The organism is Pseudanabaena sp. lw0831, from assembly GCF_016584665.1.
Taxonomy (GTDB): Bacteria; Cyanobacteriota; Cyanobacteriia; order Pseudanabaenales; family Pseudanabaenaceae; genus Pseudanabaena.
Genome location: NZ_BBJB01000046.1, coordinates 1 through 23,336 on the forward strand (window position 1 = coordinate 1; position 23,336 = coordinate 23,336).

The 23,336-nt window shown below is 42.5% G+C and carries 19 protein-coding genes; 6 read left to right on the top strand and 13 right to left on the bottom strand.

Annotated features, from left to right (window positions below; translation table 11 throughout):
- Nucleotides 1–155: 155 nt before the first annotated feature.
- The 11 genes from APA_RS08050 to APA_RS08100 form a co-directional block, all read right to left on the bottom strand.
- Nucleotides 156–500 carry a XisI protein gene (locus APA_RS08050; RefSeq protein WP_201321774.1) on the bottom strand — a complete coding sequence of 115 codons (345 nt, stop codon included), beginning with the start codon at nt 498–500 and terminating at the stop codon, nt 156–158.
- Nucleotides 488–901 carry an element excision factor XisH family protein gene (locus tag APA_RS08055; protein ID WP_201321775.1) on the bottom strand — a complete coding sequence of 138 codons (414 nt, stop codon included), beginning with the start codon at nt 899–901 and terminating at the stop codon, nt 488–490. The genes APA_RS08050 and APA_RS08055 overlap by 13 nt, the downstream gene beginning before the upstream one ends.
- 13 nt (nt 902–914) lie before the next feature.
- On the bottom strand, nt 915–1,403 hold the full coding sequence (locus APA_RS08060) for a GNAT family N-acetyltransferase (protein ID WP_201321776.1): 489 nt from the start codon (nt 1,401–1,403) through the stop codon (nt 915–917).
- A gap of 5 nt (nt 1,404–1,408) precedes the next feature.
- Nucleotides 1,409–3,763: an FxSxx-COOH system tetratricopeptide repeat protein gene (gene fxsT, locus APA_RS08065; RefSeq protein WP_201321777.1), complete on the bottom strand. Its 2,355-nt coding sequence runs from the start codon at nt 3,761–3,763 to the stop codon at nt 1,409–1,411.
- Nucleotides 3,760–4,191 carry a DUF29 family protein gene (locus tag APA_RS08070; protein ID WP_201321778.1) on the bottom strand — a complete coding sequence of 144 codons (432 nt, stop codon included), beginning with the start codon at nt 4,189–4,191 and terminating at the stop codon, nt 3,760–3,762. The genes fxsT and APA_RS08070 overlap by 4 nt, the downstream gene beginning before the upstream one ends.
- Nucleotides 4,192–4,215: 24 nt before the next feature.
- A complete protein-coding gene (locus APA_RS08075; RefSeq protein WP_201321779.1) occupies nt 4,216–4,677 on the bottom strand; it encodes a hypothetical protein in 462 nt (153 codons plus the stop codon).
- Between the two features lie 325 nt (nt 4,678–5,002).
- On the bottom strand, nt 5,003–6,214 hold the full coding sequence (locus APA_RS08080; RefSeq protein WP_201321780.1) for a M48 family metallopeptidase: 1,212 nt from the start codon (nt 6,212–6,214) through the stop codon (nt 5,003–5,005).
- 207 nt (nt 6,215–6,421) lie between these two features.
- Nucleotides 6,422–7,198 (bottom strand): alpha/beta fold hydrolase, encoded by a 777-nt coding sequence (locus tag APA_RS08085; protein ID WP_201321781.1) that lies wholly within the window; start codon nt 7,196–7,198, stop codon nt 6,422–6,424.
- A gap of 304 nt (nt 7,199–7,502) precedes the next feature.
- Nucleotides 7,503–9,467, bottom strand: coding sequence for a WD40 repeat domain-containing serine/threonine-protein kinase (locus tag APA_RS08090; RefSeq protein WP_201321782.1), 1,965 nt, complete (start codon nt 9,465–9,467; stop codon nt 7,503–7,505).
- Nucleotides 9,468–9,553: 86 nt separating this feature from the next.
- On the bottom strand, nt 9,554–10,093 hold the full coding sequence (pgsA, locus tag APA_RS08095; RefSeq protein ID WP_201321783.1) for a CDP-diacylglycerol--glycerol-3-phosphate 3-phosphatidyltransferase: 540 nt from the start codon (nt 10,091–10,093) through the stop codon (nt 9,554–9,556).
- Between the two features lie 47 nt (nt 10,094–10,140).
- Complete coding sequence (locus APA_RS08100) at nt 10,141–11,400, bottom strand: glycosyltransferase (RefSeq protein WP_201321784.1); 1,260 nt, start codon at nt 11,398–11,400, stop codon at nt 10,141–10,143.
- Between the two features lie 273 nt (nt 11,401–11,673).
- Here APA_RS08100 and APA_RS08105 point away from each other — a divergent pair, with 273 nt between their 5' ends.
- From APA_RS08105 to acsF, 6 genes are all read left to right on the top strand, one after another.
- Nucleotides 11,674–13,020 carry a nitrate/sulfonate/bicarbonate ABC transporter ATP-binding protein gene (locus tag APA_RS08105; RefSeq protein ID WP_201321785.1) on the top strand — a complete coding sequence of 449 codons (1,347 nt, stop codon included), beginning with the start codon at nt 11,674–11,676 and terminating at the stop codon, nt 13,018–13,020.
- A 282-nt stretch (nt 13,021–13,302) separates the two neighbouring features.
- Nucleotides 13,303–15,033, top strand: a complete 1,731-nt coding sequence (locus APA_RS08110) for an ABC transporter permease subunit (RefSeq protein ID WP_201321786.1) — start codon at nt 13,303–13,305, stop codon at nt 15,031–15,033.
- Nucleotides 15,034–15,254: 221 nt separating this feature from the next.
- A complete protein-coding gene (locus APA_RS08115; RefSeq protein ID WP_201321787.1) occupies nt 15,255–15,995 on the top strand; it encodes a heme oxygenase (biliverdin-producing) in 741 nt (246 codons plus the stop codon).
- Nucleotides 15,996–16,025: 30 nt separating this feature from the next.
- Entirely contained in the window at nt 16,026–17,426 is a 1,401-nt protein-coding gene (hemN, locus tag APA_RS08120) for an oxygen-independent coproporphyrinogen III oxidase (RefSeq protein ID WP_201321788.1), read from the top strand.
- Between the two features lie 58 nt (nt 17,427–17,484).
- Nucleotides 17,485–17,904: a bacteriohemerythrin gene (locus APA_RS08125; RefSeq protein WP_201321789.1), complete on the top strand. Its 420-nt coding sequence runs from the start codon at nt 17,485–17,487 to the stop codon at nt 17,902–17,904.
- 42 nt (nt 17,905–17,946) lie between these two features.
- Nucleotides 17,947–19,023 carry a magnesium-protoporphyrin IX monomethyl ester (oxidative) cyclase gene (acsF, locus tag APA_RS08130; RefSeq protein WP_201321790.1) on the top strand — a complete coding sequence of 359 codons (1,077 nt, stop codon included), beginning with the start codon at nt 17,947–17,949 and terminating at the stop codon, nt 19,021–19,023.
- A gap of 231 nt (nt 19,024–19,254) precedes the next feature.
- Here acsF and APA_RS08135 read toward each other — a convergent pair whose 3' ends face one another.
- Both APA_RS08135 and APA_RS08140 read right to left on the bottom strand, forming a co-directional pair.
- Nucleotides 19,255–19,467 carry a hypothetical protein gene (locus tag APA_RS08135; protein ID WP_201321791.1) on the bottom strand — a complete coding sequence of 71 codons (213 nt, stop codon included), beginning with the start codon at nt 19,465–19,467 and terminating at the stop codon, nt 19,255–19,257.
- A gap of 162 nt (nt 19,468–19,629) precedes the next feature.
- Nucleotides 19,630–23,154, bottom strand: coding sequence for a tetratricopeptide repeat protein (locus APA_RS08140; RefSeq protein WP_201321792.1), 3,525 nt, complete (start codon nt 23,152–23,154; stop codon nt 19,630–19,632).
- Between the last annotated feature and the right edge of the window lie 182 nt (nt 23,155–23,336).

Sequence of the window (23,336 nt, forward strand, 5' to 3'; positions counted from 1 at the left end):
TTTTTGGGTTTTATATGGATCATTTTTTCCTTGGAGTTCCCTTATAGCGGTTTTCAAATGACCGATGTACAGAAAACACAAACAATTTGATGAATGGTGATGGTTGACATGGCATTTGGGCGATGAGGGAGATTGGTCTTGTTCTTCAGTAGTGATTAGGCGATCGCATAGCCTGAAACTTGGCGAATGTAAACGGGCTGAAAGCCGATGACGATATCTTCTTTTGGTACACCCTTTTCTACGAGGGCTTGACCGATATCGAGTTCGGTATTATTGATTTGAATCCAAATTTTGCCATTTTTAATATCTAAGTGCATGGAACAACCGTAAACTCGTGTTTTTTGATCCCATCCCACACCTAATACTTGATAGTGGTCGTGTTCTGTATCTGATAGAAACTGTATCTCGATCTCGCCATGAGAGGGTTTGTAGGAGGCATAGTGTCCCAAAATCTCTTTGATGATGGAGCGATACTTGGCGATTTTTTCTAGATCTTCCATGTGATAATTACCTCATTTTCGATATCGTAAACAAAGATTTCCAATTGATATTCAGCAATAACCATATAGGCAAACTCTTTTTGAAAAAAGCTTGCGTAGGCAGTATTTGGAACTGCTAAAAATAGTTTGCGTTCTGGCTCTCTTGCTCTTAATGCTACTCGATAGTTAAGAAATTGTCCGATCGCTAGATGAAAGTCCGTTAGCGATGAAGGATTGATAAAACTTTTGATCTCTACGGCGATTTTTTCATTATTGCGTTCGGCAGCAATAAGTTTTTCGGCTCCAAGATCTATATAAAATTCAACACCTCCAACTTTCAAGAAGAATGGGTCATCAGTAATCTGCCAACCATCTTTGATTAGGGCATTTCTGACAGCATCATGAAATAAATCTTTTGCCATTTCCTTTTTCCTTTTAACTTTTTCCTTGATTTTGAGGGTAAAGACAGATTCTGGCTACACTATTTACTATTTCTTGAGCCGTTAGAGTTTCTACTGTAAAACCATTGTCTTGATACCATTTGATTAGATTCGGGTTAGCATTAAGATCGTCTTGAGTTATTGACCCATGAAGCTTTTTGGTTCCTTTATCCTTAATATATTTGACAAGAAATTCTAGTGTGGCAGTTCCTAGTCCCAGCCCTTGGTAGCTTTTCGGTTCTTGGTGAAAAAATGCATAAATGAGTTTTAGTCGGTTACAGACTATGTTGTCTTCAAAGTGAATATCTCCTAGAAGCATTTCGTTAGGAGACTCAAAAACACAGTTGATATGACCGACCATATTCCTCAGTCCATGCAGCGAACGATAAACTTTGAGCAAAAGAATGGACTCATGCTCATTAACTTCAATTTGGTAATCACGCCCTTGTCTATCATAAATAGTCACAATACTTTTAGGAGTCATATTCATTAGTTTTGGCGATCGCGTAGAAACTGGAGATTATTGCGAAAAGTTTTTGTATTTGGATGTTCCAAGCCTAACGAAACTTCCATAATTTCTAATGCTTTCACATAGAGAGGTTCTGCTTCTTCATATCTGCCTTGCGAATAGTACAGCACTGCGAGGTTATTGATAATGGTGGCGACAGAGGGATGGCGCTCTCCTAACAGTTCTTGATACAGTACAAGGGCTTGTTTATACAGTGGTTTTGCTTCTTCATATCTGCCTTGCGAATCGTACAGCGCTGCGAGGTTGTTGATACTGGTGGCGACAGAGGGATGGCACTCTCCTAACAGTTCTTGCTTCAGTGAAAGGGCTTGTTTATACAGTGGTTCTGCTTCTTCATATCTGCCTTGCGAATAGTACAGAAATGCGAGGTTGTTGATATTGGTGGCGACATCGGGATGGCGATCGCCTAACAGTTCTTGCCTCAGTTCAAGGGCTTGTTTAAACAGAGGTTCTGCTTCTTCATATCTGCCTTGCGAAGAGTACAGCTCTGCGAGTTTGTTGATACTGGTGGCGACATCGGGATGGCGATCGCCTAACAGTTCTTGCCTCAGTTCAAGGGCTTGTTTAAACAGAGGTTCTGCTTCTTCATATCTGCCTTGCGATTTGTACACCGCTGCGAGGTTGTTGATACTGGTGGCGACAGAGGGATGGCGCTTTCCTAACAGTTCTTGCCTCAGTGAAAGGGCTTTTTTATGCAGAGGTTCTGCTTCTTCATATCTCCCTTGTGACTCGTACAGCCCTGCGAGGTTGTTGATACTGGTGGCGACAGAGGGATGGCGCTCTCCTAACAGTTCTTGCCTCAGTGAAAGGGCTTTTTTATGCAGAGGTTCTGCTTCTTCATATCTCCCTTGCGAATTGTACATCGCTGCGAGGTTGTTGATACTGGTGGCGACAGAGGGATGGCGCTCTCCTAACCGTTCTTGCGTAGCTGTCAAACATCTTTGATAGGGATCTTCAGCAAGCGCATACAATCCTTGCCCGTAATAAAACGTTCCAACGCCTCCAAATGCCCAAACCAAATCTTCTTCAGGATTGAGAATATCACCCAGCATTTCACGGCTCAGCATATCCAAATGAGGAATAGCGGGAGCTACCCTTGCAATCATATCTCGCGTTGGCGATTGGGGTATTTCTTTAGCTATAGCAAGCAAACTATTTACAAATGCTTGCCGAAACTGATGATTCTCTTCAGCTTTTAATAGCTTTGCCCGAAAGAACTCGCGGACTAGCGTATGAATCTTATAAAAGTTGAATTCATCATCAATTGGTTGAATCAAATACAAACTGTCTAGCTGCCCTCTAGCCTCATTGAGTTCCGCTTCCGTAATTTCGGCACTTGCTCCAATCTCAACCACCAACTCCCACAAAATACCAACAGGAGAAAACAGTCCTAACAGCATCGCCACTCTCTGAGAGCCAGTACTGATATCATTCCAACTCAGTTGGATTGCTGCTTCTACACCGCGATCGCCATAAAACAGATACTTGCGTTCCCGTGCAATTGATTCATCGGCAAGATTTAACCTTTCTTGTAACTTGACAAAAGTCAGAAAGCGATTTTTGCTCAGATATTCACCGATTAACTCTATGCCCAAGGGTAAATAGCCCAGAGTGTTGCAAATCTCCTTGACGGTGACAAGTTCTTTATCTACCTTTGCCACGCCAACTATTTTTCTTAACAGTTCCAGTGCTTTCTCCTCTGACAAAACATCCAGAGGCACAGACTCAAAACCCACATTCAATTCCCGTTCTCTCGTCGTTACCAATACCCGCACACGCGGATCGAGCGGCATCGCCACATCAGGAATGCTCTCCGCCTTCGGTACATCATCGAGAATCACCAATAACTTGCCAGTCTCAGGCAACCAGTTTTGCCAATACCATGCTGCTTGCTCATCTAGGCTAGCCGACTGCATCGGTTCGGGTAAATCCAGATAAGGACTAGCCATCGTCACCCCCGCCTGAGCCAAACCCATCTCTCGCAAGGACAACCAATACCGCGCCACATATTCCTGTTGGTAGCGAGTCGCATATTGCAGGGCAAGTTCCGTCTTACCGACACCGCCCATACCCTCTACCGCACAGACGATGACACCCTGCCCCTCTTGCAATTTTGTATGAATATCCGCAAGTTCTTCCTCTCGCCCCACAAAGTTTTTGGAACCCTGTCGCACATTGCTAGGAATTGACCGATCGGACTTTGGCGCTTGATGAATAACCGTTTTATTAACGCTTTGATCGAGATTAGCAGTCAAATTACCGCCAACCGAGACATCTTTGAGTCCTGTCTGATTAACTTGTTGTTGTTCGCTCACACATTATCTCCAGAAACTAAAGCGATCGCCTCTTGAATTACAAGATCGCGATCGACCATCTCACCCAACTCAGACGACTCATACTTTCCCTCAAAAGCGTCACCCGCAGCAGCATCTAACGCAATCTCATAGGCTTCTTCTATCGTCTCGCGAAGTTCTGAAGGTTCGCAATAATTTCCTTTAGCGTTACGCCGTTGGTTAGTACGCTGAATTTCTCGTACCGAGTTTTTAATTGAAAGATCCCACGATCTTGTAGTGCGATTTTCGGCACGTTGTTTGATCAGTTGCATCAGCAAGATTTTGGCAAAGCTATAAATCTTGTTCAGCTTGTCATCCTTGCTCATCTCTGTCATCTCCTCCACTATCAGCAATGCATCGGAGATATTGCCACTTAGCAAAAATCCCTTCAGTTCTAATAACTCTTCCATACTTTTAACCTCTAGCTTCGTAGCTTAATCTATGGTTTGCTTAACTTTAAAAACAGCATCACCAGCCGCATTCACATCTCTTGCACCAATCTGCTCTACGCGATCACCTTTAGCATTCTGCACAATATCCGCCGCAACCCGATTCGCCGTTATTCCATCTAAACCTACCTGTATAATCTGCCCTGCATTGATTTCCTGTGCCAATTTTTGCAATAGTGCTGCAAAGGTTTCATCGTCATCCAACGCCACATCCAGATTTTTGGTAATAGTCTCAATAGCACTGCGATCGCCCGATTCCAACTTCATCAAAGCCTCATCAACCTTCGGAGATCTTCCCTGCAACTTGTTCTTAATTTGCTGCCACAGTTCAGGAATTTTAGCGATCGCCTCTGTCGTAAATTTCTTAGCTAGCTCACCCGCACCCGACTCAACAAACTTTTGAACTGCCAAACCTACCAATACACTAGCCGTTAAAGGATCTGCCATAGCCGTATTTCGATAACTTAGATAAAAGTCATAATAACACTCACGGTAATTGTGATCGGGCAAATCCAAAAACTCAAAAACATAGGGATCTTTCCCTGCGCGGACTCGATTTTTTGTCCTTTCTGAGCCAAAGCAAAAATCTCTGCTCAATCCTTACTCATCGCTACTCGCTCAAACAAAGCCGAACCCTTCTGGCGCTTAGGAATCGATAAGATCGCTCATAAATTAAACTTCCATTTTTTACAGCAATTTAATTAGATTGTTCTCGCTCAGTTTATCTAAGTGAGAACAACCTTTTTTCGCTATTTGCGCTCCGATTTTATAGTTAGAAACTACCGCGCATAACTTTATTTAGCATTGCTTCAACCTGTGAGGCAAACTGGGTATGACTCATACCCAGTTGATCTAAGACGCTGAGCGATAATTCTAGCGATCGCAAAGACTTGCCTTGATATTGATATTGAAACTGCGAACTACCACATAGCTGATATAGACAGGCTAAATCGTAGAGAGATTTGGCATATTCAGGCATCATCTCGAATTGCTCAAAAGAGAGCGAAGCATCAAGTAATGAGTCTTCGGCAGTTTCGATCGCATCTTCATCAAGACTATCTAAGCCATCGAGCAATCGATATACATAGATGCGTCCTCGGATATGTTTGGCGATCGCAATCCCCCTCAGATATTGGTAATCACGGAAACGAGGCAGAACATTCACACGAATACAGATCAGGCTATCTTCAACTTGGCGATCGCCTAGCAAAGCTTCAGCCATATCACAATATAAATAGCCAATTTCGATGGAATCAACAGGCTCTTTGAGTAGAGAGATCGCATCTTTGCTTAATTCAATAGCTAATTGCCATTGAGACTCAGCGATCGCAACTTTTACCATCCCTTTGAGCGCCTGCAACCGCAAAAAATTATCGGAATTGGCTAAAGCAATATCGAGAGTACTTTGAAAAAGGCTAGATGCTTGATTAATATCACCAGAAGCCAAATACAATTGCCCTAAGTGGACGTAGCTTTTGGCGATCGTGCATTCGTCTTCTATTTCGAGTCGTGCTGACAGCGATCGTTCAAAGCTCATTAGCGCCGATTGAATATTATTTATTCGTAAATAATATTGACCGATGGCATCATCGATCAGAGACATTCCTTCCTGATTATTGCGATAAGCTTTATAAGCGGTCGCCAAAACAGGTAAAACATCGCTCAATTCCCCTAATTCGAGGGCAAGAATTGCACGCACATAGAGCAAATAAGCTTCTTGTTCGCGATCGAGATCTAGATTTTGGCTTAAAGCTTCCCCAGCTTGTTGCACAAGAGCTTCTGCTCTTTGCAATGATTCATATTGTTTTGTGGCAATTAGCTCTACGGCAAGATCAAGTAAAACTCTTATGGTCGTGCTAGAATCTTCCCCCACTTTTTCGCCAGTGGTTGTATTTTGAAGACATTGCTCAAAATAGGCGATCGCTAAGGTGCGATCCTGCTGCCGCAGTTGCTGTCCTTGAATCAGAAATTCAGCTAATTTCATGAGAAACTCCAAAATTATGCGTGTAAGCCACCTACTTATAGGCGTTACACTTCATAAATAATATCGTACCCATAATCATCTATCTCAAACTCATCCATGAGATTATAGCTGTCGCCTTTCTTAAAAAACAAAAAGTTATAGGCGGCGCGAATCGTCGCCTATAACTTTTGTGCTAGTGGAGCTATACAAATCAAGATTAGGGAATATTCATGAGTTTCTTCTAAGTTCAATTTGTTGATTAATGGAAATTGCATGATTAAGGGCTAAAGAATTCCAAAAAGAACGAATTTGATTGCTAACTGCTTGCCACTGCGAATAATGAAAGAAATGCTTTCCCTGATTACTCAACCAAAGGCGATCGCTATCTTTAAGATGTAATCTCCATTTTTGGTAGGCATTTTCGCCACCGCCACCAATAACATAGTCATCTAATGCACCACAAACTAACATTGGTACAGCAATCGGTGTCGGTGCGATGTATGTAGGTGCATAGAGCGAATGGGGAACCAGAGAATTATCAAGATCTTGCTTAAGCAAATTGGCTAGCCAAGACAACATCTCTCGATCGCGATAGCCAAATAGATAAAAGGCTGTCCGCATCAACATCGTTTCCCGACTACAACCTATTAACTGACGCTGCTCATAATAGTGACTATGCCAGCTAGTTGCTAAGTTAACTCCCACAGATAACAAAGTTAGCGATCGCACCTGCTCGGGATATTGTTTTGCATAGAGCCACCCAACTAAACCCGCAATTCCATGTCCAACTAAATGCACGGAGCCTTTACAAGTTTGTAAGTATTCGTGCAATGAGGCGATCGCTGTATTTAGATCGATTGCTTCGTCAGGGTTTTGGCAATATTCCCACTGGGCGATCTCATATTGTCGCGATAGCGATCGTAATAGTTGTAAATCAAAGCGGCGTAAAGATTGACTGGTGCAAATGCCGACAACCTGAGGCGAGGCGGACTGTTTAAAGGTCATATTTGTATCAATTCTTATTGAAATTAATTATTATTAAATTTTAAATAATTGCTGTTGTTCGATCAATCAAAAAGAAAGGACTGAGCGACAAATAGTTACTTTTACTAAAATTTATTTCAGCAATCCCTGTAAAAAAAAGCATTTAGTCACTCAATCCTGCCAACGCATTTGAACTATGTGTAATGAAGCGTGCTGAGTCAAGCCGCATCAGAACATGAATGCTACTCTAGCACTATTGATTATTATTATCAATAGCAAACCAAAAAAAAGCGGTGCTTTTTTTTTGAGCGCAAAGCGCTGTAATTTACTTTGTTTGCAATTGCCAGACCTTGACTGTGCGATCGGCACTACCACTGACTAGGGTTTCATCCTTAGGATTAAAACTGAGCGATAGGACTGGGGCTTCGTGTTGATTGAGGATTTGCATTGACTTACCCGTTTTCACTTCCCAGATCTGAATTGTTTTATCAACTCCACCAGAGGCGATCACACTGCCATCACGATTAAAATCAACAGCTAATACCCCACCTACATGCCCAGAAAGAGTACGAACAACTTTGCCAGTACTCACATCCCAGATTTTTACGGTTTGATCTTGGCTACCGCTGGCGAGTAGTTTACCATCGGGACTAAATGCGATCGCATTTACAGGGGCAGCATGTCCAGTCATGCTAAGAACTTGCTTTCCTGTATTTACGTCCCAGATTTTAATGGTTTTGTCAAAACTGGCGCTGGCGATTCTTTTTCCATCTGGATAAAAAGCGACAGACACAACCTTATCCTGATGACCTTCAAAGGTTTGTAATAGTTCACTTTTACGCCAATTCCAAAGCTTGAGCGTTTTATCCGCACTGGCGCTGATTAAGGTATTCCCATCAGGGCTATAGGCAACACTGTAGACCTGTCCACTATGTGCTTCGATGTTCCGTACTGGCTTACCACTACGGAAGTTCCATAACTTGACTGATTTATCGATACATGCAGTAGCGAAAGTATTACCATTAGGATGTACAGCGATCGCATTAATTCCAGAAATCGAGCCAAGGTGGTTCGATAAAGTCCCAAAAGACTGATTGTCACGGGTATTCCATAATTTTAAAGTGCGATCGTAACTACCACTAGCCAGACTAAATCCATTGGGAAAGAAAGCTACGGCTCTCACCCAACCCGTATGTCCTTTGAGAGTCTGCCGTAATTGATAATTAGAAGTAATTGCAACAGGTTCAGTAATTGTTGGAGTCGGGGTAGGAGTAACGGCTAGTTTGGGAAAATATTGAGAGAAATTGATCACACCCCAACTAATGCCTGCGATGCAGACTAGTGCGATCGCCCAGCGATTAGTATTTTGACTAAAGGTAAACGTGGGCATTTGGAAACTTTCAGCATCTTGCATGGGCAAGTTATCGAGATCGTAAAGAACTTCTTGAGCAGTCTGATATCGTTCTTCAGAATGATGCTTGACCATGCGATTGAGAATGAGCGCTAATTTAGGATGAATCGTTGAACCCATCTGCCAGTCCAGTAAATTCAGATCTTCTCGGCGAACTAGCTGGCTAGGATGTAAGCCAGTGAGAAGTTGTATTGCAGTTAAGCCAAGGGCGTAAATATCGCAACTAGGAGTAAAATTTCCAAGGGCTTGCTCGAAAGGCATATAGCTAGGCGTACCGAGGACAACTCCATTTTGAGCTGCCGTTGCATAGATACCTTTGAGAACTGCAAAATTAGTAAGCACAAAATGCTGATCGCTGCTATTGGCAAATTGATTACCGCCCTGACTGTCTCTTTGCTTCTGTTTGCGGCGAATTAGATTTCTGGGGCAGATATCTCCATGCACCATATTAGAACTATGGGCAATATGCAGGCTAGTCAATAATTGTCGCAGAAATTGAATTGATTCTGACTCGCTATAGAGTCTACCTACCGCAGTTTCATCACTAAGACGAGTTCCATCGATCGCTTCTTCTACGATATAAAATTCCTCCTCTTGCTCAAAATAGGTTGTAATCTTTGGAAAGTCAGTACTGCGATCGCTAAGTTGTTGCAATTTAGGAACTTGATTGCGAAATAGCGATCTCGCCCAGTCAAGTTGCAGATTTGTTTTATTAATCAGACAAAAACTTTTCGCAATCCAGCGCGGCATTTCCGCAGCGACGGTATCTTCAACCAAGTAGGTCTGCCCATAGGTGTCATCAGCTATCGTTTGGACAACTCGAAAGCGTCCGCCTAATAGATTGCCAAACGCTTTACCTATTGTTTGTGATGTCGCCATGAGAACCTTACTCCAACCGCACAACTTTCTTGATTATAATCCAATACGCTGTGTTGCCGATGGCAACACAGCGTATTGGATTATAATTAGTTTTTTGATGTTGGCACAACATAGAGAATGCCAGAAATCAACGTGAGTGCGACTGCAATCCAGAAAAAGGCGATCGCATAGGGAATTTTGACCAGTAAAGCGGCGATTGCCACGATTTGCATTACAGTTTTTGCTTTTCCCCAAAAATTTGCGCCGATAATTTGCGGTTTACTGGTTTCACCAGAAATCTCCTGACTAGATGCACTCGGCGTACCACGCCAAGCGGTGATCAATAGCTCTCGCGTAATAATTAAAAATACTGCCCAAGCAGGAACCTGACCGAGTTCGATGAACAACAAAAATAAGGCGATCGTCAGGACTTTATCGACAAGGGGATCGAGAAATTTTCCCAGTTCAGTTATTTGATTAAGTCTTCTTGCTAAATATCCATCCAGCCAATCGGTAATTGCCGCAATGATAAACACGCTTAGCGCAATTAGGCGGGTAAGTTCGCTATCTTGCCAAAGAAATAGCCCAAAAATGATGGGAATCGCGATCAACCTTGATAAAGTTACCCAAGTTGGTAATGTAATCATAAATAACCAAATAATATAAAAAGTGGTGCTTTGCACTACTTTTTATATTATTTGGTTTGGGTAACTCGCCAGCTAAGTTTGAAATTAAACCAGAAGTTCCATATTGTGACAATCGCGATCGCAATCAGATTAGCAATATATTTATTGACCCCGAAATAATTGTAAAGGAGATTGAGGATTATCAGGTTCAAGCCAATCCCCAGCAAACAAATTAGATTGAACTTCACAAATCGCTTAATTAATTTTCTCCACCCAGATTGCTGCTGAGCAAGATCCCGAAATGTCCAGAGATCGTTCCAAAGAAAATTATTGAGAACCGCCACTTCAGACGCAATCATCTTACTGCGTGTTAGTCCCCATCCCAAAGTAGAGACATCACTAAGCAAATAGAAGATTGCCATATCTACAAATACACCACTAAAGCCAACGAGTCCAAACTTGAGAAAACGTTTGACAGGAACTCGCAATTTTTCACGGAGTTTTGTGATTCGACCACGCGATCGCAAGCGCAATAGATGCAAAATATAATCCACATATTGCCGCCAAGTCACCTTGCTCTCGCCCTCTTGCCGCTCTTGGAATACATAACCCACCTCAGCCACAGAGCCAATATTGCCCCGACCAAGTACTTCAATCAAAATTTTGTAACCTAATGGATTCATCGGATAATTTGCGATCGCACTACGTCTTACCATAAAATAGCCACTCATCGGATCGGAAACTCGACCGATGACATTAGGAAGAATGAGCAACCCTAACATCTGTGCTCCCCGTGAGAGAACCCGTCGCATAAATCCCCAATCGCTCACACCACCTCCCTCAACATGGCGACTAGCCACCACTAAGTCTGCTCCCTTCGCCATTTCATCGAGCATTTTAATTAGAGTTTCTGGTGGATGCTGCAAATCTCCATCAATCACCCCTAAAACTTCTCCTTGTGAAGATTGCCAACCACGAATCACCGCTGTCGAAAGCCCTTTTTCTCCTTGACGACGCATTACTCGCAATTGAGGATAGTTTGGCATTAGATCCAGTCCAACTTGCCAAGTCAAATCTGGGCTATCATCATCAACGATAATCAACTCATAGTTTTCATAGAAATAACTATTTAATAACTGAGTCAGAATTTCCACTAACTTAGTCAAGTTCTTGCACTCATTGTAAGTAGGTACAATGAGTGAAAATTTAATTGATTTCATCAACGGCTGAGAAGCTTGATCAAAATTAGATTCAGCGATATCTTCAGGGGAGAGAATTTCATTTACTTGAAATGATCCCAAAGGAACTGAAAGAAGGGAGTAAGTCATTATCTAGAAATTCAAAGAAAATTATTTATAGTGCTCTAATCTAAATAATAGGTGATAGTTTGCAATATCTACAATAGTTAGACTAACTTAAGACTTAAATTTGCTATGGTTTTCTTGATTTAGAAATCTAGGGGTAATCCAAAGCAATCACCCTAAAATTCACGGAAAATAGATGCAGTGTAATTTCTGAGCGTTCTTAGTTGATAATGTATTGGGTTGGGTAGCGAAAACTTCCCTGTCTATGTAGCTCAAAATACCTGCACAGATAATATTATGGTTCAAAAAGCCGCAAAAAATAGTTTTGTTGCCTTAGAGGGTGTTGGTAAGTCTTACTTACAGCCAAATGGGCAAACTATTTCGATTATTGAAAATATTAATTGTCAGTTGCAAGTAGGTGAAATTATCGCTTTGTTAGGACCTTCAGGCTCTGGCAAGTCAACATTAATGCGAATGATTGCGGGCTTAATCCCACCTTCTACTGGGAAAGTGCTGTATTACAATCGCCCATTAGTTGGATTAAATCCAGGGGTGGCGATCGTTTTTCAAAATTTTGCACTTTATCCTTGGTTAACTGTCTTAGAGAATGTGGAACTTGGGCTAAAAGCAAAGGGAGAAGCAAAGGATACTAGAGAGCAAAAAGCCCTGCGGATGATCGATGTGATTGGGTTGGATGGATTTGAGAATGCTTATCCTAAGGAGCTATCAGGGGGAATGCGTCAGCGTGTTGGCTTTGCCAGAGCTTTGGCAGTTGAGCCAGAATTGTTATGTATGGATGAACCGTTTTCGGCTTTGGATGTGTTAACTGCGGAGAACTTACGTTTTGAGTTGCTTGACCTTTGGTTAGAAAAGCGAATTCCCACTAAGTCAATTTTGATTGTGACGCATGGGATTGAAGAGGCGGTGACACTTGCCGATCGCGTAATTGTTTTGGGGCGAAACCCTGGGCGAATTCGCGCTGATTTGCCAATTACGCTCCCCCATTATCGCGATCGCAAAAGCCCTGAATTCCAAGCCTTAGTTGACCAAGTTTACAAGATCCTAACAAATCCTGATCTACCAGATCTATCAACTCAGACTGCTGCTGCCACGACTTCCAGCGCTGAACCCAAAGCTCAAGCAAAATATCAATCTCTTCCCCATGTGCGCATTGGCTCAGTAGCTGGTTTATTAGAACTTCTAGAAGGTCGTCAAGATAAAGACCTATATCGAATAGCTCAAGAACTTTTGTTGGAAGTTGATGATATATTGCCAATTGTGGACGCTAGTAAGTTAATGGAACTAGTTGCGGTCACGGAGGGGGATATCCAACTATCAGAGATCGGTGAGAATTTTATTAATAGCAATATTGATGAGCGCAAAGCAATTATTCGCGATCTCTTGCAAAAGAATATTCGCTTAGTCCAACAAATTTGTCAGCTTTTGCAAGCCAAGCGTAACCATCGCATTTCGGAAGAATTAGTTCTCGATCTTTTGGAGAATCATTTCACTAGCAAGGAAGCTCAGCGCCAACTCAGGACAGCAATGGACTGGGGACGCTATGCTGAATTATTCAGCTATGACGAACCTTCAGGTGAAATCTTTATTGAAGAGAGTACTACAGAAACTGAAGAGTCCGAATAAACTAAGATAGTCAGCGCAAATCGCCGCCTATCTTACAGCGCTTTGTGTTCAAACCCAAACCAATAATTTATTGAAAAGTGTTGCGAAGCAACACTTTTCAATAAATTATTGTGGTTCGTTTGATCGGAAGTAACTAAGCAAAATTAAATATAAAACCCTAGAATTTGTACCGCCCGCGTAGCGGGCGGTACAAATTCTGGCTCTGGGTTTTTAATTTTGCTTAGCTAATTCAATTAATGTAAATCGTAAAATCACCTAATTCATTTTTAGTCTGGATTGCTTATGTATCAGCCCACTATCGATCCCAAATCAAAATTTAGCACACGCTGGAGCCTTGGTGATGTTTTACTACCTTTGGCGATCGTTGCTTTTATATTCATCATTGTGCAGACTGCTAGGAATTTCACAGGTACATACGAAAGTGGCTATGTAGTTAATCTATCCCTGAGTTTTTTACCCAGTTACGCATTGCAAACTTTAGTAAGAATGTTAGCCGCATACTTGATTTCATTGGTTTTTAGTCTCTTGTATGCCTATGTCGCCTATCGTTCGGCTTTATGGTCAAAGGTTCTCATTCCTCTATTAGATGTTCTCCAGTCGATTCCAGTACTGTCGTTTTTGCCAGCGGTTGTGCTTGCTTTGGTAGGTTTATTTCCTGGACAAAGATTGGGAATTGAAATTGCTTCGATCTTACTGATTTTCACGGGCATGACTTGGAATATGACCTTTAGTTTCTATCAATCGCTAAGTAGTATGCCCAAAGAATTGATCGAAGCAAGTCAAGTTTATCGGCTTGGTGCTTGGCAGCGGTTCTGGACGCTAGAACTACCTTCAGGTGTGGTGGGTCTAGTTTGGAATAGTGTGATGTCTGTCGCTGGTGGCTGGTTCTTTTTGATGCAAACAGAATCATTCACGCTCTCTAATCGGGACTTTACACTTCCAGGGCTAGGTTCTTTTCTGAAGGCAGCGGCGGATGCAGGCGATAATCTTGCCATTTTTAGTGGATTAGCGGTTTTAATTGGCATAATTACGATCATTGATTATTTTGTGTGGCGACCTCTAATTGCTTGGGCAGAGAAGTTCAAGAATGAGACAGTTGAATCTGCCCAAGTACCAGAATCGCGAGTGTTAGACTTTTTAAGGCGATCGCCTACGATGCGAATTATTAGCGATCGCCTGTTTATGCCGATCGCGGAAGTTGTCAATCATAGCTTTAGCCATAAAGCTCCAAGCTCTCTGATTAGCCGGCAGAAAACCTCAAGGTGGATCAATTGGTTTAACTGGCTATTAGTTGGGCTAGCAGGTTTTATTGTTTTGAGTGGTGCATCAAGCGCGATCGCGTTACTGAGTCATATGCCATTGAGTTCATGGAAACAAGTAGCGATCGGTGCTCTTTTTACAGCTATTCGAGTATTTATTGTTTTAATTATTTCTTTAATAATCACAGTTCCAATCGGTGTATCAATCGGGAGAAATCCTAAGCTAGCCCAGTTTTTGCAACCAATTGTTCAAATTGCGGCTTCAGTTCCTGCGACGGCTCTATTTCCAGTTCTATTACTGTATTTAGGGAATATGGCTGGTGGTTTGGATATTGGTGCAGTCATCCTGATGACTTTAGGAAGTATGTGGTACATTCTATTCAATGTAATTGCTGGAGCCCAAGCTATTCCTTCAGAACTGTTTGAAGCAGCGCGAGTGTATAAACTTTCGCCCTTGCAACGTTGGAAAACTTTGATTTTGCCAGGAATTTTTCCGTATTTAGTGACGGGGATTATTACGGCCGTTGGGGGTGCATGGAATGCGAGTATTGCTGGCGAATATGTCAAGTTTCAAGGAAGAGTGCTGACAGCAACGGGGCTAGGCTCGACGATTACGCAAGCCTCGGACGTGGGTGATTTTCCGCTTTTGTTGGCTTCCACCATTGTGATGTCGCTACTAGTTGTCACAACTAATCGCTTAGTATGGCGACCACTTTATCGATTGGCTCAGGTCAAATATCAATTAGTTGTTTAAAGAGAAGGGAGGCGAAGCAGGCTCTCACTCTTTAGTTGTAAAAAATAGAATTGAAGAGAAGTGCTATTTCTTTGGTTGATTACAAAACTTTGCTTGACATTATCTAGGCTAAAAAGAGAGGCTGCAATGCAGCCTCTCTTTTTAGTTACAAAACTTTGCTTGACATTATATATAGGTATAAGGTCTAGGATGCAGTGATTAAGTTTCGTGAGTAAATACCGATGACTAGTCACTTAGCTACCCGTCTGCGCGAAGGCACACAAAGATCGCATACTGCCACCGAGAATACTGCATTTATGAAGTGCTTTCTTAAGGGGATTGTGGAAGTTGTTCCTTTTAAAAAATTATTGGCTAATCTCTATCTTGTTTACAGTACACTCGAAGCAGAGTTAAAGGATCATTCTGAACATCCAATTGTCGGCAAGATCTATTTCCCAGAAATCAATCGCCAGTCAAGCTTAGAGCAAGATTTAGCTTTTTATTACGGTGATGATTGGCGATCGCAAATCGTCCCTCTTAAAGCAGGACAAGTTTATGTTGATCGCCTTCTGGAAATTTCTAACACCGATCCAGTTCTTCTCATCGCTCATTCCTACACGCGCTATATGGGCGATCTGTCAGGTGGACAAGCCTTAAAGCATATTATTCGTTCGGCTTTGGATTTGCCATGCGATCGCGGTACGACTTTCTATGAATTTGACCAAATACCGACCATTGAGGCAAAAAAAGAGTTTAAAGAGAAGTATCGTCATGCATTAGATTCGTTGATTCTCGATGAAGCCACAATTTTGAGAATTGTGGAAGAAGCGAACTATGCCTTTACACTCAATCGCAATGTGGTGGATGAGTTAGAAGCAGATGTAAGAGCCGTAGTCGATCCCCATGTTTTTGCGCTGCTTACCAAGCAGGATCGTGTCGGCAGCACAACACATCATCATCACGGTCAAGCAGTACCAGCGTAGAGGCAAGGAAAAATTTAAAGGATTGAATGGATGAACGCATTAGCACAAAAAGTTAAATTTGATATTAATTTATTACACAAATACAATCAGCCCGTACCCCGCTATACCAGCTACCCACCTGCAACCGAACTAAAGGAAGAATTTGAAGAGATTGGTTTTCGTGGTGCTATCGCCGCAGGAAATCTTCAAAAAACCCCTCTATCTCTCTATGCTCACATTCCATTTTGTGACGAACCCTGTTACTTTTGTGGTTGCAACACCGTAATTAGCAATCGCAAGGAAATTGCTGAGCCATATTTAGGTTATTTGATGCGTCATATTGCTCAAGTTGCGGCAACAGTGCATAGCGATCGCCTAGTCCAACAAATGCACTGGGGCGGCGGCACTCCCAATTACTTCTCCCTCGATCAAGTGGAACGCTTGTGGCATTGTCTACAGGAACATTTTACTTTTGCCGCCGATGCGGAAATTTCCATCGAAGTAAATCCGCGATCGCTAACTAAGGAATATTTGCAAGGGTTAAAAAATCTTGGATTTAATCGCATTAGCTTTGGCATTCAAGATTTTAATCTCAAAGTGCAAGAAGCTGTCAATCGAATTCAGCCAGAAGAGATGCTCTTTGATGGAATGCGTTGGATGCGCGAAGTGGGGTTTGAAGGGGTGAATGTGGATTTAATCTATGGATTACCATATCAAACCCTAGAGACATTTCGCGAAACTCTTGCCAAAACGATCGCACTTAATCCCGATCGCATTGCCGTGTTTAACTTTGCTTATGTCCCTTGGCTGAAGCCATTACAAAAGAAAAAGATTGATCCCGCAACTTTGCCATCACCAGAAGAGAAGTTGCAAATTATGCAAATGACGATTGAAACTTTAACCACTCATGGTTATGTGTTTATCGGTATGGATCACTTTGCTAAGCCTAATGACGAACTAGCGATCGCTCAGCGAGAAGGTAATTTACATCGTAATTTCCAAGGATATACGACCAAGCCCGAATCTGACCTCTTAGGCTTCGGCATGACCTCGATCAGTATGCTGCAAAATGTCTATACCCAAAATCATAAGGGTTTACAGGACTTTTATAAGGCGATCGATGCGGGCGAATTGCCGATTGAGCGCGGTGTCACCCTCAATGCCGACGACATTTTGCGCCGTTCGATCATTATGGAACTGATGTGCCAATTTGAACTCTCACAGCAAGAGATTGAAGTGAAATATCACTTAACCTGCGATCGCGATTTTGGCAAATATTTTGCACCAGAACGCTTGCAGTTGCGCCAGTTAGAAGTAGATGGCTTGATCGAAATAGAACGCGATCGCATTGAGGTCACTCCTGCGGGACGTTTGCTAATTCGCAATATTGCCTCGGTGTTTGATAGCTATCTCACTAAAAATGCATCTGACAAGTTCTCTAAATCAATTTAATTTTTGAATATTGCGCTTCGCGCAATATTCATATGATTCGCATATTCTTTAAAACCCTATGACTCTCGCTTTCACAAAACCGATCGCTTATTGGCAACAAGAATATAACACTGGTAACTCACAGGTCGATGGACAACATCAACAGCTATTTGAGATTGTTAATGCCCTCCATGATGCTGTTGTTACCAAAAAAAAAATTTATACAATGCAAGAGCTTCTAGAAGCCCTAGCTAATCACACCATTGAGCATTTTCAAACGGAAGAGGCTTTGATGATGGCGGTGGATTATCCCGAATACGATATCCACAAACGCACCCACGATTGCCTCTTATCCAAAGTGGATCGGCTACTTCTAAAGTTTCGCGATCGCAATACGGCAGCAGTAACAACAGAAATCACGCAATTTCTCACTGAATGGTTGGCGCACCATATCAAGGGTGAAGACAAAAAGATGATTCAGTTTTTTCAAAATCAATAGATCCCCCAAACTTTATAAAAACCTCTATCACTAATTACTACTATGGTTTCAATTCAATCTAGACCCGAACCCGAACTCCTCCGTGAAGGTATCAAAGTTCCTGTTAAAGAAACTCTATTAACTCCAAGGTTCTACACCACTGACTATGATGCAGTTGCGAAGATGGATGTTTCATCTCAACAGGCAGAACTGGAAGCCGTAGTCGAGGAGCTTCGCACTGATTACAATCGCTATCACTACAAACGGGATCAAGAGTTTTTACAGTCTTGGGAACATATTGATGGGGAAACTCGCGCCGCATTTATTGATTTTCTAGAACGCTCTTGCACCTCAGAATTCTCTGGATTTCTGCTATTTAAAGAACTGTCTCGTCAACTAAGCGATCGCAGTCCACTGCTCGCTGAAGCCTTTAACCTTATGGCAAGGGATGAAGCACGTCACGCAGGATTTTTGAATAAGGCGATGAAGGATTTTAATCTGTCGTTGGATTTAGTCAATATGACTAAAAAACGCAGCTATACCTTCTTCAAGCCAGAATGGGTAATCTATTCTGTTTATCTGTCAGAGAAAATTGGCTACTGGCGCTATATTCTTGTCCATTACCATTTAAAAGAGCATCCAGAAAACCAGTTTTATCCTCTCTTCAAATATTTTGAAAGCTGGTGTCAAGATGAGAATCGTCATGGCGATTTCTTTAAAGTATTGTTGCGATCGCAGCCTGCGCTATGGGGTACATGGAAAGCTAAACTATGGGCGCGGTTCTTCCTGTTGACGGTATTTGCTACCCACACGATTACTGTATTTGAACGGGCTGATTTCTATAAATCCATTGGTTTAGATGCTCGTGAATATAACAAGCAAGTGGTGATCAATACTAATCACACTGCCATTAGTGCGTTCCCTGCGGTGCTAGATACTAATCATCCCGACTTTTTCCCTAGATTGGAGAAATGCGTTGATTACAATTTCAAACTGATGGCGATTAATGATAGCGATCGCCATCAGTTTGTGAAGACCTTGCAGAAGTTGCCTTTATTTGTGGCGATTTTCTGGCAGTTGTTACTGGTGTATTTCACCAAGCCTATTGATGCTGAAGCCAAACGTGGCGAGGTTCATTAGTGTTTTTGGCAAGTAAATAAGAATCACTAGCTCAAGCTTGCAGAAATCTAAATAGATTTCTGCAAGCTTGAGCTATATTTGCAGGGAGATCGCCTAAATCCTCAATATCTAATCGCTCTACAAAATTTGACAGTTGATCAAAAGAGGGTTTTAGCTAATAATCACTATTTCAGCAAATCAAAAGGAGCTAGGTTCAGGGGGAGCCATCCCCATGTATCGATGAATATTGCGTTACTCATAGAGGTCTTGGTCAATTTGTTGGGCGAGATTGCCGTGATTGGTAGCGCCAATAAAGTTTGCTAGTGGATCGAATGGTGTAGAAGTTGGGTTAGAGAGCTTTTTGGGTTGCAGTGTTTGAATAAATCGTAAAACTATCTGGATCTGCTGCTGGCTAAGTTCACTGATCGCTTCTAAGATTTGTTGGGTTTGGTTTGTGGAATACATGGTAAGTCAATGTATCTATATTTTTTCAGTGTAGCAAATTTTGAATGTTGATGTAGTGTCCTAAAATCCTCAGTATCTAATCGCTCTACAAAACTTGACGGTTAATCGCGTAGAAAAAGTCGGGGATCTCAATCTTTGCGTTTGAAGTTGCGGCACAGCTACTTATTGCGCCTTCTCAATCACCTGACGTAGCATCTCAATTACAGTATCAATGCCATCAATTTTTTTGGGCAATCTAGCTAGAACTTCCATAAACTTTAGAGAATCTGATATTTCTGAAATTGGTAGATTTTTTGTTGCTAAAAGCTCTTGGAAACTTTTTGTGCCTTGCTCAATTTCACCAATGAGAATTTGACAAAATATACATGCGAGTTTTTCGTTTGGAGAATTACTAGTAACAAATTCTAAACTTTGTTTCCATAAAGCAATAGCTTCTTCTTGATTGCCTTGTAGACCCATTGCAATACCTAAAAGAAATTGCTGGGAGCCATCTTTTTTAGAGTTGAGGGTAATTCCCTTTTGCAAGGCTTCGATCGCTAATTCATACTGTCCTTTTCCTAAGTAGATCAGACCCAAACCATTATAGTAATATGGATCGTTAGGATTGAGATTGATTGCCTGTTGTATGTTGGTGAGCGCCAATTCATAATGTCTTTGGTAGAAGTAGACTTCAGCCAAATTGTTATGATACAAAGCCTTTTTTGGGTGGAGGTTGATCGCATGTTGATAGGAAGTGATCGCTAATTCATATTCTCCTGTGGCTTTATAGACATTGCCCAAACTGTTGTGTGGAATAGCATGTTTTGGATCGATGGCAATCGCCTTTTGATAGGATGCAATCGCTAATTCGTACTTCCCTTGGGTTTTGTAGACACTGCCCAAATTGATATGGAGAGTGGCAATTTCTGGGTTGAGGTTGATCCCTTGTTGATAGGATGCAATCGCTAATTCGTACTTCCCTTGAGCTTTGTAGACATTGCCCAAATTGATATGGTAAAAAGCTTTTTGAGGTTCAAGGTTGATCGCCTGTTGATAGGATGCGATCGCTAATTCGTACTTACCCAGATGGTTGTAGATAATGCCCAAATGAAAGTGAGGAGCAACAAATTTTGAGTCAAGATTGATAGCCTGCAAAAAAAATGAGATGGCTAATTCATACTTTCCTTGTTCTGTGTAGAGAATGCCTAAAGTGATGTGATGATAAGCAGATTCTGGTTCGAGAATCATCACCTGTTGATAAGATGTGATCGCTAATTCGTATTTCTCTTGCTCCTTGTAAACACTGCCTAAATTTATATGGGGATAGGTAAATTTGGGATCGAGATTGATCGCCTGTTGATATGATGCGATCGCTAATTCGTACTTCCCTTGGGAATGGTAGACATTGCCCAAATTGTGGTGATAACTCGCCTTTTTGGGGTCGAGTTCGATTGCTTGTTGATAGGATGTGATCGCTAATTCGTAATTTCCTTGGGCTTCGTAGACATCGCCCAAGTCTGTATATGGATAGGCATATTTTGGGTCAATTTTGATTGCCTGTTGATAAGATGGAATCGCTGATTCATACAGTCCTAATTGCTCAAGACTAACACCTAACTCTCGCCATGCAAGGGAATTATCAGGATTTAATGCAACAGAACTTTGATAAGCTGTCCTTGCCTCAGCCGATGCTATTGGGTTACCGTCTTTCCAAAGAAGTTTGTCACCAATAGTCTTAAATTCTTCTGCTAAATCTTTTCGTAAGTGTAATGTAGTTTCAAGAAGTTTCTTTTCTACTTCAAGATATATCTGTAGAGATTCTGAATAGTTCTCAAGTTGTCGATACAGCCTCCCACATTGGATTGAGAGAATCAACATACATTCAGTTTTACGATCACCATCAAGCCAACCCCGCTTAGCCAATTTCTCCAATTCATCTAGCAAAGCCTTCCGACTATCGGGATCGAACGAGTAATAACCTAAATCTTTAGTAAAGACGCGCAAACGCTTTTTACTATCCCCATCAAACCGCACCTGAAAAGCCTCAATAACTCCTAAAAGTTGCTTTTGCCAATCGCGGCTATATTGCCAACTCTCCACAAAAAGCGGCACTGCATAGCGCCAGCCAACCTCCACATCTTGCCAAAACTTAAACTGCACCAAATCCAACACCCCATTCGCAATCCGATCCGACTCGAAATAATCCGCCGTATCCGTAAACTCCTGAGTCCATTCACCCAAGCGCGGTTCCAAATAAGCCACAGCTCGATCGCTCAACTCCCGCACCATCGGTGACTGTCCCGCCAACCCACAACGCAGATAGTCTTGCAAAAAGCTCTCTAGCTTGTCATGCAGCCTAATGCCCTTACCCTCCAGCAACACAAACGAATGCCTTGCCTTTAGCGATCGCATCTCTGGCTCAAGGTCAGCCCCCCCCAGCATCGCCTTTAATAACTCGTTATCAGGACGGCGCATCATCGCCATCGCATACACCGCCTTTTGGTCATGCTCATCCAAGCAATACCGCAAAAAGCGATCGCTCGTTGCCCTGACCACCGCCTCACGGGGCGACTCATCATCAAGATCCGCCGATGGAGCGCTGAGAATCGTTGCCATCTCGATCCCCTGTTGACGCATCGCCGCAATTTGCTGCACCACAAAGGGAATCCCCAAACTAAACTGCTTCACTGACTCCGCCGCCTCATCACTCAAAGGCACATTGATTTGAGGATGCGCGAAATATTCACTCACCTGCTCCCGACTAAACTCACTCATCGGGTAAACATAGAGATTTTCCGAAAACTCATCCCGATAGCCGCGAAAATAATCCTGCGATAACCGATAGCTATCCGCCAGATTTGCCCGACCTGCGATCGCCCAAACTACTTGCAGCCCCGCAGCTTTAATCACCATCCGCAACACGCGATCGCACTCAAGGCGATCGACAATCTCATAGGTATCCAACAAAAGCACCAAAGGCTTCTGTGCGGAAATAGCCTGTAATCCATGCCCCAAAGCCTCAGCCAATTGTCGATGGGGAGTCGCAAAAATCCTGCGGTCTTCTAAGGACAACTTCTTTTTCATCAAACCCACCAAAGCACTCACCGCACCATCGGCGATCGCCTCATCCACCTTGCCATCTCCCACCCCCAGAATCGCCTCCACATGAGGCAGTTTCCGCAAAGCTCCCAACGACCAACTCAAACCCTTTTTCAAAATCGGCGCATATTCCGCCCCCTCACCCTGCCTTGCTTGCAGTTCCTTATCGACCTTATCCTCAATTTGCTTCAGCGTTTTCTCCACCTGCCGATATTTCTCAAAAATCCCCTCACGCCCCTTACTCACCGCCAAATAAATCGTCTCTAACACCGATTCAGGACGAATTGATTCATGTCCCACATTGAGCGATGGATACTCATTCTTTGCCTCTTCCCAATCCAATCGTAAAACGTCAAAGCAATTAGGAAACTCTTCCCCAGCCAGTTCACAAAACCGCCGCCCCAGACTCGTTTTCCCCATCCCCCCTTCGCCATAGAGCAAGAAAATATGCGGTGATGTACTGACCGCTTCTTTCTTCGCAGGTAAAAGTTTCGCTACTGTGGGCAAGTTCTCAGATAACCATCGCGAACCAGCATTTGGTTGCAGCGATCGCAACACTTCCCGAAATCTTTTCTGCTCCTCAGTCCTCGCCAAAAAGATTCTTGTCATAGCTCGGCATCCTCCACATCTGTTGCTATTCTAGCGAAAACTTTTACCGATCAAGCTAGTTGCAGTGGAACGCTGAGATTGGGGCTTGGAGACCAAGCCCCTACCTTTACAAATATGTAGGGATTTGGTCTCCAAATCCTCTCTTAAGATGACATGGAAACATTATGACGATCTTTGTTCTA

Excerpts from the sequence above, each read along its gene's own strand:
- APA_RS08050 (WP_201321774.1), bottom strand. The coding sequence starts at position 500 with ATGGAAGATCTAGAAAAAATCGCCAAGTATCGCTCCATCATCAAAGAG.
- APA_RS08055 (WP_201321775.1), bottom strand. The coding sequence starts at position 901 with ATGGCAAAAGATTTATTTCATGATGCTGTCAGAAATGCCCTAATCAAA.
- APA_RS08060 (WP_201321776.1), bottom strand. The coding sequence starts at position 1,403 with ATGACTCCTAAAAGTATTGTGACTATTTATGATAGACAAGGGCGTGAT.
- APA_RS08070 (WP_201321778.1), bottom strand. The coding sequence starts at position 4,191 with ATGGAAGAGTTATTAGAACTGAAGGGATTTTTGCTAAGTGGCAATATC.
- APA_RS08075 (WP_201321779.1), bottom strand. The coding sequence starts at position 4,677 with ATGGCAGATCCTTTAACGGCTAGTGTATTGGTAGGTTTGGCAGTTCAA.
- APA_RS08080 (WP_201321780.1), bottom strand. The coding sequence starts at position 6,214 with ATGAAATTAGCTGAATTTCTGATTCAAGGACAGCAACTGCGGCAGCAG.
- APA_RS08085 (WP_201321781.1), bottom strand. The coding sequence starts at position 7,198 with ATGACCTTTAAACAGTCCGCCTCGCCTCAGGTTGTCGGCATTTGCACC.
- APA_RS08090 (WP_201321782.1), bottom strand. The coding sequence starts at position 9,467 with ATGGCGACATCACAAACAATAGGTAAAGCGTTTGGCAATCTATTAGGC.
- pgsA (WP_201321783.1), bottom strand. The coding sequence starts at position 10,093 with ATGATTACATTACCAACTTGGGTAACTTTATCAAGGTTGATCGCGATT.
- APA_RS08100 (WP_201321784.1), bottom strand. The coding sequence starts at position 11,400 with ATGACTTACTCCCTTCTTTCAGTTCCTTTGGGATCATTTCAAGTAAAT.
- APA_RS08105 (WP_201321785.1), top strand. The coding sequence starts at position 11,674 with ATGGTTCAAAAAGCCGCAAAAAATAGTTTTGTTGCCTTAGAGGGTGTT.
- APA_RS08110 (WP_201321786.1), top strand. The coding sequence starts at position 13,303 with ATGTATCAGCCCACTATCGATCCCAAATCAAAATTTAGCACACGCTGG.
- APA_RS08115 (WP_201321787.1), top strand. The coding sequence starts at position 15,255 with ATGACTAGTCACTTAGCTACCCGTCTGCGCGAAGGCACACAAAGATCG.
- hemN (WP_201321788.1), top strand. The coding sequence starts at position 16,026 with ATGAACGCATTAGCACAAAAAGTTAAATTTGATATTAATTTATTACAC.
- APA_RS08125 (WP_201321789.1), top strand. The coding sequence starts at position 17,485 with ATGACTCTCGCTTTCACAAAACCGATCGCTTATTGGCAACAAGAATAT.
- acsF (WP_201321790.1), top strand. The coding sequence starts at position 17,947 with ATGGTTTCAATTCAATCTAGACCCGAACCCGAACTCCTCCGTGAAGGT.
- APA_RS08135 (WP_201321791.1), bottom strand. The coding sequence starts at position 19,467 with ATGTATTCCACAAACCAAACCCAACAAATCTTAGAAGCGATCAGTGAA.
- APA_RS08140 (WP_201321792.1), bottom strand. The coding sequence starts at position 23,154 with ATGACAAGAATCTTTTTGGCGAGGACTGAGGAGCAGAAAAGATTTCGG.